The 15,905-nt window shown below is 73.1% G+C and carries 16 protein-coding genes; 15 read left to right on the forward strand and 1 reads right to left on the reverse strand.

Translation table 11 applies throughout. The features are described from left to right. Positions 1–18 precede the first annotated feature (18 nt). Positions 19–1,404 (reverse strand): flavin monoamine oxidase family protein, encoded by a 1,386-nt coding sequence (locus ACZ303_RS21115; protein ID WP_467341149.1) that lies wholly within the window; start codon positions 1,402–1,404, stop codon positions 19–21. Positions 1,405–1,892: 488 nt separating this feature from the next. Here ACZ303_RS21115 and ACZ303_RS21120 point away from each other — a divergent pair, with 488 nt between their 5' ends. The 15 genes from ACZ303_RS21120 to ACZ303_RS21190 all read left to right on the forward strand — a co-directional run bounded on the left by ACZ303_RS21120 (position 1,893) and on the right by ACZ303_RS21190 (position 15,905). Next, positions 1,893–4,031: an MMPL family transporter gene (locus tag ACZ303_RS21120; protein ID WP_467341151.1), complete on the forward strand. Its 2,139-nt coding sequence runs from the start codon at positions 1,893–1,895 to the stop codon at positions 4,029–4,031. Between the two features lie 73 nt (positions 4,032–4,104). Continuing rightward, positions 4,105–4,755, forward strand: coding sequence for a helix-turn-helix transcriptional regulator (locus ACZ303_RS21125; RefSeq protein WP_467341153.1), 651 nt, complete (start codon positions 4,105–4,107; stop codon positions 4,753–4,755). 101 nt (positions 4,756–4,856) lie between these two features. After that, on the forward strand, positions 4,857–4,985 hold the full coding sequence (locus ACZ303_RS21130; RefSeq protein ID WP_467341155.1) for a hypothetical protein: 129 nt from the start codon (positions 4,857–4,859) through the stop codon (positions 4,983–4,985). Between the two features lie 108 nt (positions 4,986–5,093). Beyond that, a complete protein-coding gene (locus ACZ303_RS21135) occupies positions 5,094–5,975 on the forward strand; it encodes a class I SAM-dependent methyltransferase (protein ID WP_467341157.1) in 882 nt (293 codons plus the stop codon). A gap of 102 nt (positions 5,976–6,077) precedes the next feature. Continuing rightward, a complete protein-coding gene (locus tag ACZ303_RS21140; RefSeq protein WP_467341159.1) occupies positions 6,078–6,893 on the forward strand; it encodes a MaoC family dehydratase in 816 nt (271 codons plus the stop codon). Continuing rightward, entirely contained in the window at positions 6,890–7,861 is a 972-nt protein-coding gene (locus ACZ303_RS21145) for an ACP S-malonyltransferase (RefSeq protein ID WP_467341161.1), read from the forward strand. The genes ACZ303_RS21140 and ACZ303_RS21145 overlap by 4 nt, the downstream gene beginning before the upstream one ends. Further along, the gene (locus ACZ303_RS21150; RefSeq protein WP_467341163.1) at positions 7,851–8,570 is read left to right on the forward strand and encodes an SDR family oxidoreductase; all 720 of its coding nucleotides are present in this window, start codon (positions 7,851–7,853) and stop codon (positions 8,568–8,570) included. The genes ACZ303_RS21145 and ACZ303_RS21150 overlap by 11 nt, the downstream gene beginning before the upstream one ends. Positions 8,571–8,613: 43 nt before the next feature. Further along, positions 8,614–8,868 carry an acyl carrier protein gene (locus ACZ303_RS21155; protein WP_467341164.1) on the forward strand — a complete coding sequence of 85 codons (255 nt, stop codon included), beginning with the start codon at positions 8,614–8,616 and terminating at the stop codon, positions 8,866–8,868. Further along, positions 8,865–10,109, forward strand: a complete 1,245-nt coding sequence (locus ACZ303_RS21160; protein WP_467341165.1) for a beta-ketoacyl-[acyl-carrier-protein] synthase family protein — start codon at positions 8,865–8,867, stop codon at positions 10,107–10,109. Before ACZ303_RS21155 ends, ACZ303_RS21160 begins: the two co-directional genes overlap by 4 nt. Further along, a complete protein-coding gene (locus ACZ303_RS21165; protein ID WP_467341167.1) occupies positions 10,106–10,873 on the forward strand; it encodes an SDR family oxidoreductase in 768 nt (255 codons plus the stop codon). Before ACZ303_RS21160 ends, ACZ303_RS21165 begins: the two co-directional genes overlap by 4 nt. A 45-nt stretch (positions 10,874–10,918) precedes the next feature. Beyond that, positions 10,919–11,929, forward strand: a complete 1,011-nt coding sequence (locus ACZ303_RS21170) for an SDR family oxidoreductase (RefSeq protein ID WP_467341169.1) — start codon at positions 10,919–10,921, stop codon at positions 11,927–11,929. Then, positions 11,926–13,173 carry an aspartate aminotransferase family protein gene (locus tag ACZ303_RS21175; RefSeq protein ID WP_467341171.1) on the forward strand — a complete coding sequence of 416 codons (1,248 nt, stop codon included), beginning with the start codon at positions 11,926–11,928 and terminating at the stop codon, positions 13,171–13,173. Before ACZ303_RS21170 ends, ACZ303_RS21175 begins: the two co-directional genes overlap by 4 nt. Positions 13,174–13,265: 92 nt before the next feature. Next, positions 13,266–13,766 (forward strand): type II toxin-antitoxin system RatA family toxin, encoded by a 501-nt coding sequence (locus tag ACZ303_RS21180; protein ID WP_467341173.1) that lies wholly within the window; start codon positions 13,266–13,268, stop codon positions 13,764–13,766. After that, positions 13,763–14,902 carry an acyl-CoA dehydrogenase gene (locus tag ACZ303_RS21185; protein ID WP_467341175.1) on the forward strand — a complete coding sequence of 380 codons (1,140 nt, stop codon included), beginning with the start codon at positions 13,763–13,765 and terminating at the stop codon, positions 14,900–14,902. The genes ACZ303_RS21180 and ACZ303_RS21185 overlap by 4 nt, the downstream gene beginning before the upstream one ends. Positions 14,903–14,996: 94 nt before the next feature. Further along, positions 14,997–15,905, forward strand: coding sequence for a hypothetical protein (locus ACZ303_RS21190; RefSeq protein ID WP_467341177.1), 909 nt, complete (start codon positions 14,997–14,999; stop codon positions 15,903–15,905).

The raw sequence follows: 15,905 nt of genomic DNA on the forward strand, positions 1-15,905 counted from the left end.
GCGCCCGTCACCACCCGCTCACCCGGCCGCCCCTCCGATGATCTCGCGGGTGACCCGGTCCGCGGAGTGCAGGGCGCCCTCGATGTAACCGCACCAGCGGGTGGCCGTCTCCGTACCCGCCCAGTGGATACGGCCCACCGGCCGCCGCAGGGCGGGTCCCGGACCGGTCCAGGCGCCGGGAGGGAAGAGCGCGGCGTATCCGCCGCGGGTCCACTCCTCGGCCGTCCAGTCCTTCTCCGCGTAGTGCCGCGGCGCGGCGGCGCGGGCGCCGAAGAGACGGGCGGCCTGGGTGGTGACCGCGGCGCGGCGGGCGGTGGCGGAGAGACGGGCGTGGGCCCGGGCGGCGGGTCCCTCGACGAAGCCGGCCAGCACACCGCAGGAGCCGTCCGCGGGGCTGCTGTCGAAGACGACCGTCATCGGTCCGCGCAGACTCGTGACCTGGCCGCTGAAGCCCTGGTCCCGCCAGAAGGGTTCGGGGTGGACGGCCACGCACTTGATGACGCTGCCCATCGGCAGGCGCTGGGTGAGCGCGTCCCGTTCCGCGGGCAGCGGGGGGTCGTAGCGGATCCGGCCGGCGAGCGTGGGCGGGACGGCGACCACGGCGTGCCCGGCGCGCCAGAGGGCGCCGTCCGCCGTCCGGACGCCGACCGATCCGGCGTGCCGGGTGATGGTGTGGACGGCGGACCCCAGGTGCACGCGGCCGGTGAGCTGTGCGGCCATGCGGGCGGCCAGCGCGTGGGCGCCCTCGATGATGTGGTCCTGCTGGGCACCGCCCTCGGTGCTCAGGAGCGAGTCGAAGTCACCGGCGGCCCGGGCGTAGAACAAGGCGTGCAAGAGGGAGAGTTCGGCCGGATGGCCGGACCAGACGGCCTCGCAGGCGAGCGTGAACAGACGCCGTCCGCGGGCGGTGCGGACGTTGCCGCGGATCCAGCTCGCCAGGGTGACGGCGTCGAGCTCCGACGCGCCCGGTGTGTGCCAGGGTGCTTCGGGGTCGACGGTGCGGGCCAGCCGTTCGAACTTGCGCAGGGCCGCGGCGATGTCCGCCAGGGCGTGCGGGGGGCAGGCGGGAACGGACCCTCTGTAGCGCCGCGGCCGGCGCCGGGTGTCCTCGACGAGGTGATGGCCCGTGGTGTGGGTGGGGAGCGTGTGCGCGCCGAGTTCGGCCGCGAGGGCGTAGGCGCGGTGCTGTCCGGGGCCGAGGAACTGGCCACCGAGTTCGACGAGATGGCCGCCGACGCGGACGCTGAGCACGCGGCCCCCGACACGGTCGCGGGCTTCCAGGACGACGGTGCGCATGCCGCGCCGTTCCAGCGCGCGAGCACAGGCGAGACCGGCGATCCCGGCGCCCACGACGACGACGTCGGCACTGCCGGAGAGGGGACGGGGTGCGGGACGGTGAGGCATGGGGGCTCCTGGGCGAGACGGATCCGGCCCCTGCCCGGCGCCGCGCCGCCCGACGAGGGGAGCCGGGCGGCGCCGCGCGCAGGAGGAGTCGGAAGGACTCGGCCAGCGCATCCATCCACCATGCCGGCGCTGACCCGCTGTGTGCGGTGACGCCGCTCATGATGGGCGGCGGGGCGCCGGCGGTCAACAGGTCCGGTCAACAGGCCGGTTCCCGCGTTCCATAACGCCCGGGCGGACGGCACGATGAGCACTCCGGTTCTCCGTGGCAACGCATGACGGAACCCAAGATCATACATGCGTGTATGTATAATTGGTCCCCGAAGTGCCGGCCGCTCCGGGCAGTTCCGTGCGGCCGGGCGCCGGATCGACCGCCAGTCCATGGCTGGGGAGGGGGGCCCTTGGGGGCGTCAGACGGCTGTTCCGCCGCCCGGCGGGACCGAACCGTTCTCGAAGGAATCGCGGAGTTCACTCTGCGACGCCGCCGGGCCGTGCTCGTCTCGACACTGCTCTTCGTGGTGCTCGCCGGGTGGTACGGCTCGGGAGCCGTCGAACGGCTCTCCAACGGCGGGTACGCGGCCACGACCGCCGAACAGCGCGTGGCTCAGCGGGAGCTGAGCACCAAGTTCTCCGTGGACCGCCCCCATGTGGTGCTCCTGCTGCGCGCCGACGAGAAGGTGGACAGCGAGCGGGTGACCCGCGCCGGCACCGCCTACCTCCGGAATCTCCAGCGGCAGCCGGGCGTGGTCTCGGCCCAGTCCCCGTGGACCACCGGCGATCCGCTGATGCGCTCCGGCGACGGCCGCTCCGCCCTCGTGGCGGTGCGGCTGGCCGGGGACGACGACCAGGCGCAGCGGACGGCCAAGCGGATCGTGCCGGGCCTGACCGGCCGTCACCCTCCCTTCGAGGTCTCGGCCACCGGTGAGGCGGAGACCAACGCCGAGGTGCAGGAGCAGAGTGACAAGGACCTGATGACGGCGGAGCTGTTCGCCGCTCCCCTGGTCCTGTTCGTCCTCCTCATGGTCTTCCGCACGCCTCTGTCCGCGCTGCTGCCCTTCGCGATCGGCGTGATCGGGGTCGTCCTGACCCTCGCCATCCTGCGGCTGGTCACCGAGTTCACCGATGTGTCGGTCTTCGCGCTCAACCTGACGACCGCTCTGGGGCTCGGCCTGGCCATCGACTACAGCCTCTTCCTCCTGATGCGCTTCCGTGAGGAGACGGCCAAGGGGAAGAACGACCACGACGCGGCGATCACCGCGGTGCGCACCGCCGGGCGGACGGTGTTCTTCTCCGCGCTGACGGTGGCCCTGTGCCTGAGCGCTCTGCTCCTGTTCCCCCTGTACTTCCTGCGCTCCCTGGCCTACGCGGCCATCCCCGCCGTGCTCGGCGTCGGCGTCGCGGCCGTCACCGTACTGCCGGCCGCTCTGCTGGCCGCGGGCCGGTGGCTGGACGCGGGGAACATCACCCCACTGCTGCGCCGGCTCGGCCACCGGCCGTCCGAGGGGCCCGACCGGTCGTGGTGGTCGCGCGTGGCGGCGCGCGTCGCCCGCCGTCCGCTGGCCGTCGCCGCGCCCGTCGCCGTGCTGCTGGTGTTCCTCGGGCTGCCCTTCACCCAGGCCTCCTTCGGGCTGACCGACGAGCGGGTGCTGCCTGTCGGCGCCCAGGCGAACCGCACCGCCCGCCTGATCGAACGCGACTTCGACAAGGGTGCGCTCAACCCCATCCAGGTGATCATCCGGGAGGGGCCGCCGGCCACCGACGACACCTACCTCCGGCAGGTGTCGCGCGTCGACGGCGTCGCGTACGTCACGGGCGTCCCCGGCCGCTACGAGAACGGCAGGAGAACGGGCGAGGCCCCGCTGCCCCTTGAGGCGTACGCGCGCGACGGCGTCACCCGGCTCATGGTCGTACCCGAGGACAGCGCGTTCTCGCCCCGCAGCGAGGGGGTGGTCCGGCACATCCGGTCGGCCCCCGGCCCGGGAGAGCGGTTGGTCGCGGGCGAGTCCGCCCTCTTCGCCGACACCAAGGCGGTGATAGGCGAGCGGCTGCCGTACGCCATCGGCCTGATCGTCCTGCTGATGTTCACGCTCCTGCTGCTCTTCACCGGCAGCCTGCTCGTGCCGCTGAAGGCCCTCCTCTTCAACACGCTCAGCCTGTCGGCGTCCTTCGGCGCGATGGTCTACATCTTCCAGGACGGCCATCTCAAGTGGCTGGTCGGCGACTTCGTCTCGACGGGGTACCTCGACGTGACGGTCCCGGTGCTGATGTTCTGTGCCGCGTTCGGCCTGTCGATGGACTACGAGATCTTCCTGATGTCACGGATCCGTGAGTACTACTCCCTGCACGGGGACAACACCCGTGCCGTGATCGAGGGTGTCGGCAGAACGGGTTCGATCATCACGGCGGCGGCCCTCCTGATCGGAGGAGTGCTGCTCGCACTCGCCAGTTCCGGTATCTCGGTGCTCAAACTGCTGGGCCTCGGCATGTTCCTCGCCGTCCTGGTGGACGCCGTACTGATCCGCGGCGTACTCGTGCCCGCGTTCATGGTGGTCATGGGCCGGGCGAACTGGTGGGCACCGCCCTGGCTCCGCCGCCTGCACGCACGCGTCGGGATCAAGGGGGAGGGCTGAATCACACAGCACCGCGAGGCACCGAACCATGCGCACTCTGTTTCTCTTCGGGGGGATTGTTGTGATACGAACCATGCCGAGCGCCCTGACGAATCCGTCGTCCGCGTACCACGCGGTGGACTGCCACGTCATCCTCGTCGGGTCCTGGTCGGCCATGCCCGTGGGGCGGTTCCAGCGAGCGGACGGGGTGGGGGTCTACCGCTGTACCGAGCGCGACGAGCTGATGTCCGCCGTCCACACCCGTCGCGCGGAGTGGATCCTGGCCGGACGGGAGCTGGACGACGGCGACATCCAGAGCACGATCGCCGGTGTGCGGGCGGTGCGCGAGGGCGTGCGGCTGGCGGTGCTCGGCAAGCGGCGCGACTGGCGCCGGTGCGACCGGTGGATGCGCCGGGGCTGTCAGGTCTACTTAGAAGAAACGATTAGCCTCAAGCGGGCGTCCGCCGCCCTGAGCGCCGCCCGCTCCCTTGAGGTCAACGTGATGGACCGCGTCTTCAGCGACGCGCTCCGCGAGCGGGCCACGGGCCCCGCGCCCCACCTCACCCGCCGGGAACGCGACGTCCTGGAGCTCCTCACCCGCGGCCTGCGCAACCGCGAGATCGCCGACGCGCTCTTCGTCACCGAGAACACCGTCGAATACCATATGCGGCATCTGCTGGCCAAGTTCAGCGCCCGTAACCGGCTCGAAGTGGTCGAGCGCGCCACCGTATTCGGCCTCGCATAATCCCCTGACCCTTTCCCACGGCAATCCGTGATGCCTTCCGTGCGGCGCTCTCCTAATGTGGTGACGCACCCTCAAGAAACACTCACAGGAGGCGTATTTACATGGCAGACATCAAGTTCGAGATTGTCGACGAGCAGGTATCCAGCCTTGAGAGCATCAGCGTGGAAGAAGGCTGCACGACCACTACGTCCAGCAGCTCCCTCGACATCTCCGACGTCGAGTTCGAGTAATCGCGACGCACCACCGAGGCGTGCGCCCGTTCCCCGTCGCACGACGGGGAACGGGCGCACGCCGCCTTGTTCCCACCCCCTTGCCCGCATAACCCACCGGGAGCCGCCATGCGGAAGAACACCGCTGATCAGCGCCGGGCCCAGGGCGACTACCACCGCGAGATCTTCCACGCCCTGCACGACTGGGACCGCTCCTTCGCCGGCGTCCTCAACGTGGCCGGCGACGCCGCCCGCGCCCGCGCGCTGGGCTTCGACCAGCTCGGCCACTTCGGTGCCCCCGGCTGCGACCTCGTCATCGACGCGCTCACCCGCGCGTTCCCGCCCGGCAGCCGCATCGCGCTCGCCGAACTGGGCTGCGGTTTCGGTGGCGTGCTCCGCCACCTCACCGACGGTCTGCGCGCCCGCGGCCGCGTCGTCGACACCCCCGTCGGCATCGACATCGTCGCCGACCACGTCCGCCTGTGCGCCCGCATCGCGGCCGCCTCCGGGTCACCCGTCCTGCCGGTCCAGGCCGACGTCCGGGCCCTGCCGCTGCGCACCGGAAGCCTGGACGCCGTCGTGTGCACCGGCTCCCTGCCCCACTTCGCCGACGTTCCGGACGTCTTCGCCGAGACCGCCCGTGTGCTGCGCCCCGGCGGCCTGCTCGTCATGACGGAGGAGGCGAGCCTGCTCCGCCCCGGCCGCACCCCGTCCCCGGAATTCCGCCGCCACCACCCACCGGACATCTTCTTCCTCACCGAGGAGCCCGAACGCCTCCGTCAACTCGCGGCGGCCGGGTTCCACGACACGGAGATACGCGACCTCACCGACTGGGCCGGCGCCCTGCTGCGCGACCGTCTGAAGGTGATGAGACTGTTCTGCGGAGATGTCGCGGAGATATTCGGCGACGCCGAATCGGAGACCCTCCTCGCCACCCTCGCCGCCGCCCGCCAGGAATATCTCGACGGCGCTGTCAAGCCCGCCCTCGTCACCGCGCGGACAGCTCGCTGACACCCTGGGGAATTCCCCGAAAACTTCCTACGGAATTCCGGGATGGTTGAATTCGGTGCGCGTTCCCTAGGCTCACTGACCCATGGTCGAGAGGGGCGAAGCGTGAAGCCGCGGACGCCGAGCACGCGCACCACCGCACCGTTCCCCTTCAGGGCGGGCGCGCACGACATCCGTCACTTCGCCTCCTGCCTGAACCTCCCGGCGACCCCCGTCCCCGCCTTCTACGTGGTGCGCGTGCTGCCCCGGGCCGTCACCGCGGCCCTCACCGGCCCCGGCGCCCCGCACCCCGCGCCCGATCCGCCGCGACTGCGCCACACCGAGCAGCACCTGCACCTGTACCGCAGGCTGCTCCCCGACGAGCGGACCTCGGTGACGGCGACCGTGGAGGCCGAGGGCACCTACGGATTCCAGCACGCCGTCACCGTCCGGACCCTCGTCCACGACACCGCCGGCGAGCGCGTCGCCGACCTCCGCACGACGCTGGCCACCGGCCCCGCCCGGGGCGCGCCCCGGCTGGCCGCCGCCCCCTTGCCGCCCGGCCGCACCACCGCCTCGACCTGGCACGAACACGTCCCCGCCGACCTGGCCCACCGCTACGCCCGTGCCAGCGGCGACCACAACCCGATCCACCTCGGCGACGGCGCGGCCCGCCGGGCCGGCCTGCCCCGGGCCGTCGTGCACGGCATGGCGACCCTCCACCTCACCACACACTCCCTGGCCGCCCGCCTCTTCGACGGCGAGGACATGTGCCTGCCCCACCTGCGTGCCCGCTTCTGCCGGCCCGTCCACCCCGGGGACCGGCTCGACATCGCCGTACGCGCCGACCACCGTGCGGCGGGCCGCTTCGACGTCCACGTCGAAGGGCGGTGCGTCCTCAAAGCGGCCTGGGGTGCGCCCGGATCACAGGAGGAATCATGACCGTCTGGGTCTTCCCCGGCCAGGGAGCCCAACGGCCCCGCATGGCGGCCGGGTTCGACGAGGCCCCCGCCCTCCTGCGCGCCGCGCGCGACCTGCTCGGCACCGACCTGAGCGACATCTGCCTCGGGGACGCGCCGCCCGACGGGGACCCGGTGACCGTCCAGCCCGCCCTCTTCCTCGTCGGCGTCGCCGCCGCCAGGTCGCTGCTGCGCCACGGGCCACCGCCCGAGGCGGTCATCGGCCACAGCTTCGGCGAGTTCGCCGCCCTCACCGCCGTCGGCGCCCTGCCGTTCGAGAAGGGGCTGCTCCTCACCGCCCGCCGCGCGCGGGCCATGGCCCGCTGCGCGGACACCGGCACCGGCATGCTCGCCGTCCTCGGCCTGTCGGGCGCCGAGGTCCGCGCCGTCTGCGCCGACATCGCCCGCCGCGGCGGCGTCCTGTCCGTCTCCAACATCAACAGCCCCGGCCAGACCGTACTCGCCGGGCAGCACACGGCCCTCGAAGAAGCCGACCGCGCCTGCCGCGCCCGCGGCGCCTACCGCACGCGCACCCTGCGCGTTCCCTACGCCGCCCACACCGCGATGATGCTGCCCGCCGCGGCCGAACTGCGCGATGCCCTCCGAGACGTCGAACTCCGCCCGCCCGCCGCCCCCCTGTACTCCTGCGTCACGGCCACCGCCACCACCGACCCGGCGCGGATCAAGGACCTCCTGGTGACGGGCATGACCCGGACCGTGGACTTCCAGGCCGCGGTCCGTTCGGCGGCCGCCGACGGTCACCGGGCCTTCACCGAGCTCGGCCCCGGATCGCCCGCCCGCCTCCTCGGACTCGTCCGCGAGACGCTCCCGGACCTCCGGCCCGACCTGCGCCTGGTCTCCCAGGACGCCGAGGCCCGCACGCCCCGGCCCTTCGCACCCGGCCGGTCCGCGGACCGCCCCACCGACGCGGGGGCGCCCCATGGCTCCTGACCCCCGCGTCGCCCTCGTCACCGGTGCCAGCGGCGCCATCGGCGGCGCCACCGCCCGGGCCCTCGCCGCCGACGGCCTCCGTGTCGCGGTCTGCTACCGCGGCGGGGAGAGCGCAGGCCGGACGCTGGCGGATTCCCTGCCCGCCGCCGTGGCACTGCCCCTCGACGTGCGCGACCCCGCCTCGATACGCGCCGCCTTCCGCCGCGCGGCCGACTCCCTCGGACCCGTGACGGTCCTCGTCAACGCCGCGGGCACCCTGCGCGACCGGCCCGCCCTGCGCATGCGCGACGAGGACTGGGACGACGTCCTCCTCACCCACCTCACCGGCGCCTTCCGCTGCGTACGCCAGGCCCTGCCCGCCATGATCAGCGAGCGGTACGGGCGGATCGTCAGCATCGGCTCGGCCGGCGCCGCCCTCGGCCTGCCCGGCCAGGCCAACTACGCGGCCGCGAAGGCCGGTCTGCTGGGCCTGACCCGTTCCGTCGCCCGGGAGAGCGGCCGGCACGGCATCACCGCCAACGTGGTGGCGCCCGGCCTCGTCGACTCCAGCCTCACCGCGGAGGTGACCGGACCCGCCCGCGCGCGGTACCGCGAACTCACCGCGACGGGAGCCCTCGTGCGCCCCGAGGACGTGGCCTCGGCCGTCCGCTACTGCGTGGCCACCCCGTCCGTGACCGGACAGCTCATCAACGTCGACGGCGGCCTGTGACCACGGCCGCCGAACCCGCACCGACCCTTTGAGGAGAACACCCGTGAAGAGCACCAGGGACACCGTGGAGCACGAGCTGCGCAGCCTGCTCACCGACCGCTTCGCCGTACCCGCCGAACTGATCACCCCCCAGGCGCACCTCTTCGACGACCTCGGACTCGACTCGGTGGACCTCATGAGCGCCGTCGCCATCCTGGAGGAGCGCCACGATCTGACCGTGTCCGACACGGACCTCCAGGAGATGTTCGTCGTCCAGGGGGTCATCGACCGCTTCACCGGCTTGCTGGAACGCTCATGACCCGCCCCGCCCTCCGCCGCGTCGCCGTCACCGGCATCGGCCCCGTCACGCCCATCGGCACCGGCGTGAAGGCGTTCGAGGAGTCGTTGTGGGAGGGGCGCCCCGGCATCGGCCCCCTCACCCGCTTCTCCCTCCCGGGCTTTCCCGTCACCGCCGCCGGCGAAGTCCGAGACCTTCCCGAGGAACACCTCGACGGCCACGTCCAGCGCCGTGCCGAGCGCTTCGCCCAACTGGGCGTCATCGCCGCCGCCCTGGCCATGGAGGACGCCGGACTGACCGGCACCGAGGCCGACCCCTTCCGCTCCGCGGTCGTCATCGCCACGGCCTACGCGGGGATGGAACGCATCGCCGCCGAAGCGGCCGTGCTCGCCGAACGCGGCTGGCGCGCCGTCTCGCCCACCACCAGCATGGCCATGATGCCCACGGTGGCGGCCGGCCTCGTCTCGATGCGCTACGGCTTCATGGGCGCCCTGGAGTGTCCCACCACCGGCTGCGCCGCCTCCGGCCACGCCCTCTCGCGCGCCATGGACCTCATCCGCCACGACAGTGCCGACATCGTCCTCGCCGGTGGCTGCGACGCGCCCCTGAATCCCATCGCGCTGAGCACCTTCGCCCGCGCCCGCGTCCTGTCCACCCACGACGGCGACCCCGCCCGCGCCTGCCGGCCCTTCGACGCCACCCGCGACGGCATCGTCATGAGCGAGGGCGCCACGGTCCTGGCCCTGGAGGAGCTGGAGCACGCCCGAGCCCGCGGCGCCCATGTCTACGCCGAGCTCGTCGGCTACGGTCACACGGCCGACGCCCACAACCTCTCCCGGCCCCGCCCCGACGCCCGGGGCGCCCTGACCGCCATGGCCCGGGCCCTCGACATGGCCGGCCGGCCGCCCGCAGACGTCGGGTACATCAACGCGCACGCGGCCGGCACCCCGGCCGGCGACGCCTGCGAGGTGCGGGCCATCCGTGAGCTCATGGGCGCCCGGATGCCCCCGGTCTCCTCCACCAAATCCCTGCACGGCCACCTCATGGGAGCCACCGCGGCGACCGAGGCGGCCGCGACCGCCCTCGCCCTCGACCGCCGCACCCTGCCGCCCACCGCCAACCGCACCCGCCCAGACCCGGACTGCGACCTCGATGTGATCCCCGACCGGGCCAGGAGCGCGGACGCCGCACTCGCCCTCAGCAATTCGTTCGCGCTCGGAGGTGTCAATTGCTCCCTCGCCCTGGCCACTCCCCGGACATGAGCGCCACGGACCCCCGGCCCGGGCCGTTCGCGGGACAGGTGGCCCTCGTCACCGGCGGCACCAAGGGCATCGGCGGCGGAATCGCCCGCCGGCTGGCCGCCGACGGAGCCGATGTGGCCGTCACCTACCTCCGCGACCGGCAATCGGCGGAGCACACCGTCGAGGAGCTAAGGAAGCTCGGGGCACGGGCCTGCGCCCGCCGCGCCTTCTTCGGCGACAGCGACAGCGACGTCCCCGTCAAGGTCGTCGACTGGGTCACCGAGGAACTCGGCGCCCCCACCCTGCTGGTCTCCAACGCCGGCACCGGGGTGGAGCGCTCCCTCGTCGACACCCGCCGCAGCCACTGGGACTGGGCGATCGAGACCCACGCCCGTACCTTCCTGCGCCTGGTGCAGTCGGCGCCCGGGCTACGGGCCGTCCTCGCCGTCTCCAGCCTGGGCGCCAGCCGCGTCCTGCCCCACGCCTACGGCCTGCTGGCCGCGGCGAAGGCCGCCCAGGAGTCCCTGGTGCGCTACCTCGCCGTCGAACTCGCCCCGGGCTGCCGCGTCAACGCGGTCACCCCGGGCCTGGTCGACACCGACGCCGCCCGTGACTTCCCCTGGCACTCCGAACTCTTCGAGACGGCCCTGGCCCGCACCCCGGCCGGCCGCCTGACCCACCCCGACGACGTCGGCGCCCTCGCCTCCTTCCTCCTCTCCGACCAGGCGCGGATGATCACCGGTCAGACGGTCGTACTCGACGGTGGCTACTCCCTGCTGATGTGAGACCCCTATGGGCCCGACGCACCCGACGCGCAAAGGACACCAGCCATGCCCCACCCCTATCTCGTCACCGGAGCCGCCGGAGTCGTCGGGCAGAGCCTGATCGAGGCATTCCCGCGCCACGCGGTCATCGGCCTCGTCCGCCACGGGGGCCACCGCCCGCCCGGCGACGTGGAACTGCTCGCCGGCGACGTCACCGCCCCCGCCCTCGGCCTGGCGCCCGCCGTCCACCGGCGCCTCGTCGGCCGGATCGGCGGGGTCGTCCACAGCGCGGCCATCACCTCCTTCACCCGGTCCGCGGCCGACATCCACCGGGTGAACGCCGAGGGAACCGCCCACGCCCTGCGCCTGGCCGAGGAAGCCGGCGTCCCCTTCCACCTCATCAGCACCATCTACGTACAGAGGCGCCCCGGCAGCGCGACCACCGGGCGCTCACGTCCCTACCGCGAGTCCAAACAGGCCGCCGAACAGCTCGTACGCGCCGCCACCGTCCCGTGGTCGATCCTGCGCATGTCGCTGGTGATCGGCCACAGCGCGACCGGCTCCACCCCGCGCTTCCAAGGCATCTACGCCGCGATGAAACACCTGGTCACCGGGGAGGCCCATCTCATCCCCGTGGCCCCCGGCTCCTTCATCGACTTCCTGCCCCGCGACCATGCCGCCGCCCGGGCCGCCGCGCTGATCGGGGCCGGCGCCCGCGGCGAGCACTGGATCACCGCCGGCGAACGGGCGCTGAGCATCGAGCAGTTCACCGAGCGGTGCGCCGCCTACGCCCGCGGCCGGGGCTGGAAGGTGACCGTCCCCCGCATGGTCGACTCCGAGATGATCCACCGGCTGGTCCTGCCCGCCTTCGGCGACCGGCTCACCGCCGATGTCCGCAAACGGCTGGAGCTGTTCACCGACATCCTCGGCCCGCTGACCACCGACCGCCGACTGCCCACCACCGACGCCGGCCCGCCCCTCCCGGGCGGGCCCCCCGACCTCTCCGCCGCTCTGGACGCCTCCCTCGCCTACTGGGGAGAGCGCGTCCGCCTCAGCCCCCGGGAGGCACTCGTATGACGGAAGAGCAGCGCCTGCCCCGCGCCGACGTCCTCGCGCTCTACCGCCGCCACGTCAACTCCGGCCTCGCCCGGCTGGCCGAGCTGATGGCCGCGCCGGTCGTCACCCGCGCCGAGGGCACCCGCCTGTACACCTCCGACGGGCGGACCCTCCTCGACTGCGGCGGCTTCAGTGTCTTCCTGCTCGGCCACGGCTACCCGCCCGTCGTCGACGCCGTCCGCGCCCAGCTGGCCGACCTGTCCCTCACCGGCCCCTTCGTCTACCACGAGGAACTGGCCCGCGCCGCGCGGACGCTGGCCGCCGCCTGTCCGCCCGGTCTCGAATACGTCCACCTCACCAACTCCGGGGCCGAAGCCTGCGAGACCGCGCTCAAACTCGCCCGGATGAACGGCAGGAGCCACGTCGTCTCCACCCACGGCGGCTTTCACGGCAAGACCCTGGGCGCCCTGAGCGTCACCGGCCGCGACGCCTTCCGCCGCCCCTGCGAACCCCTGCCCGGCCCGGTGGACTTCGTGCCCTACGGTGACGCCGCCGCCCTCGCCGCCCGGCTCACCGACCGCTCCGCCGTCATCGTCGAACCCGTCCAGGGCGAGGGGGGCGTCCGCATCCCGCCCGCCGGCTATCTCCGTGACGTCGCACAGGCGTGCCGCCGCGCCGGCGCCCTGCTCATCGTCGACGAGATCCAGACCGGCCTCGGCCGGACCGGGGAGATGTGGGCCGTCGAGGCCGAAGGCGTGGTCCCCGACATCCTCCTCAGCGGCAAGGCGCTGGGGGGAGGGGTCGTCCCGGTGGGCGCCGTCATCGCCACCCCGGAGGTCTTCGCCCCCCTCAACCACGACCCCCTCCTGCACACCTCCACCTACGGCGGCAGCCCGCTCGCCGCCGTCGCGGTCCGCCACACGGTCGAGGCCGTCCTGCGCGAGGACGCACCCGGCCGGGCCCGGAAGCTCGAAGCCTCCCTCCGCCACATCCTGGAGACCCGCCTCTCCGCATGCCGGCACCTGGTCAGGGAGATCCGCGGCCGTGGCGTCCTCTTCGGCGTCGAGTTCGCCGCCGACTCCCACGCCGGTGAATTCGTCCTCGAACTCCTCGAGAACGATGTGGTGGTCTGCCCGACCGCCAACGCGCTCGGCACCGTCCGCTTCACCCCCTCGGTGTTCTACGGCGACAGCGAACTCGACCGGCTCGGCGACGCCGTCGCCGCGGCCGCCACCGCCCTCGGACACCGCCACCCGGCCCCCTAGGGGTGTCCGGTGGGCCTGCGCGGCGTCGCGACGCTCCTTCACCCACGCAGACCCACCGGACACCCCCTATCGACCCGCCTCAGGAGACACCCATGCGCCATGTGCGAACGGCAGGAACGGCCAGGGGCCGGAACGCCGCCGAGCTCTACCCCGTCATCTGCGACTTCGGCCGTTACCCCGAACTGACCGACGCGGTCCTCGACGTGCGCGTCGAGGACCTCGGCGACGGCCGGACCGGATGCTCGTGGGAGGTCAGGTTCCGCCGGGGAATCCTCAAGTGGACCGAGGAGGACCGCTTCGACGCCGCGCGGCACCGCGTGGACTTCACCCTCAAGGAGGGCGACCTCGACCACCTCACCGGCCACTGGCAGCTCCACGACGTACCCCACGGCGCGGGAACCGACTGCCGTGTCGAATTCGCCTGCGACTTCGACATGGGCATCCCGACCCTCGCCGACGTCATCGAGCCCATCGCCGCCCGGACGCTGAGCGACTACATCGCCGTCATCCTCCGGGCCCTCGTCGGTGACATCGACATCGACGAGGAGTCCGACGAGCAGAGCGGCGCCGTCGCCGACAGGGCGCGGCGATGACCGACGCGGGATTCCTCGCCGAGGACCGCCGGCTTCTGGAGGACCGGCTGCCGGGCCTCGACGCACGGCTCGCCGGGACCTCGCTGGACACCCTCGAACGGCCCGGCTCCCCGGCCGTCGACTGGTTCCGGCAGTCCGGCGCACCCGCTCTCTTCATCCCCGCCGAGTACCACGGCCTCGGTGTCGGACTCGCGGAAGGCGTCCGCATCCAGCGTGCCATCGCCAGCCGGGCCCCCTCCCTGGCCGTGGCCACCACGATGCACCACTTCTCCGTCGCCAGCCTCACCGTCTGGGACCGCCAGGAGGCCGGCATGGAGTGGCTGCTCGCCGAGGCGGTCGCCCGCAACGCCCTCCTGGTCGCCTCCGGCGCCGCCGAGGGCAGGCCGGGATCGGGCATCCTGCGCCCGGACATGACCGCCCGCGCCACGGACGGCGGTGTCCTCGTCTCCGGCAGCAAGAAGCCCTGCAGTCTCAGCCGCTCCATGGACCTGCTCTTCGCCACCCTGCGCGTCGAGCACCCCGACGGCGACCGGTCCGCCATCGCCGTGATCCCGGCCGGCTCCCCGGGCCTGAGCCACCGCCCCTTCTGGCCCAGCCACCTCCTCGCCGGGGCCGAGAGCGACGAGCTCGTCCTGGACGACGTCTTCGTCCCCCAGCGGCTGGTCTCCGACATCGGCCCCGCCGGCGCCACCACCGACGCCCTGCGCCAGTCGCTCGTCCGCTTCGAACTCCTCATCGCCGCCTCCTACGCGGGCATGGCGGCCGCACTCGTCGAACGCGTCCTGGCTGCTCGCCGCGCCGCCCCCGGGCCGCTCGCCGACATGGCGGTGGCGCTGGAGAGCGCCACCTACGCGCTGGAAGGCGTCGCCGCCCGCGCCGACGCCCCCGGGGCCGCGGACTCCCCGGGCGACCTCCTCGGCCCGGCCCTGCTGGCGCGCTTCCACACCCAGGAGACGGTCGTCGAGGTCGCGGCCACCGCCGCCGAGGCCCTGGGCGGTGGCGCCTTCCTCGCCGACCCCGAGGCCGCCTACCTGCAGGGGTGCACCCGCTGCCTGGCCTTCCACCCGCCCGCCCGCACCGCCGCCACCGAGACCCTGGCCGCCCATCTGCGCGGCCACGCCGCGACGGTGGACTAGGGAGCGGAAGCAGCCCACGTCCCTGAAAACCGTAGTTCCGTACTACGGGAAAACGGTATCGGAGAGGCCCATGCACGCGCCGTACCTTGACGACGTGAACACCACAGACGTCGCACAGACCATCACCGTCGGGGCCACCGACGTGGCCCTGACCGCCCTGGGGGACGACCGGTTCGAGGTCCTGGCCGGGCCGCGCCGCTACGTACTGAAGTTACCCGGCGAGCACGGGGCGGCACTGCGTGACGTGGTCACGCACCTGGTGCCCCGGCTCACCCGCAGCCTCCCGCTGCGGGAGCAGCTCTCGGAACAGGAGCTCACCCGTCTGCTGCCCTTCGCCGCCCAGCTGACGGAGATCGGAGTCCTGTTCCGCCCCGAGAAGAACAGCGAGATCCGCACACCGGCCGACCGCGCGCTGTACTCCTTCCTCGCCCGCCGCATCCCCACGCCGGACTCCGCCTACGCCGCGGTGAAGGCGAAGAGCATCGAGCTCACCGGCGACACCCCGCTGACCGGAGCCCTCGCCTCCGCCCTCGAACAGCAGGGCCTGGTCGTCGCACGGCCCGGGGACACCCCCGCCCTCACCGTGGTCTCCGCCACCCGCCAGGAAACCCTCGACGAGGCCAACCGGCGCCTGTGCGCCCTCGGCCGGCCCCTGCTGCCCGTCCGCACCGGTCCGCACGAGGTGCGGCTCGGTCCCTGGACCCTCCCGGGCGAGACGGCCTGCCTGCACTGCTGCGGGCCCGACGGCGCCGCCGAGGGCGAACGCAGCTGCCCGGCGAGCTGGTCCACGACCCAGCCCGCCGCCCTGCACTGGATCACCGGCCTGATCGGCCATCAGGTCCTGCGGGCCTTCCTCCCGATCGGCGGGGAACACCCCTGGGGCCGGGTCACCACCATCGACACCACCCGCTGTGAGCAGACCTCCACCCAGCTCTGGCGCGACCCCTACTGCGCCGTCTGCTCCGCACACGCACCCACCGCCCAGGCATGGGTGGAGGTCTGA

The organism is Streptomyces sp. NPDC023527, assembly GCF_055560115.1.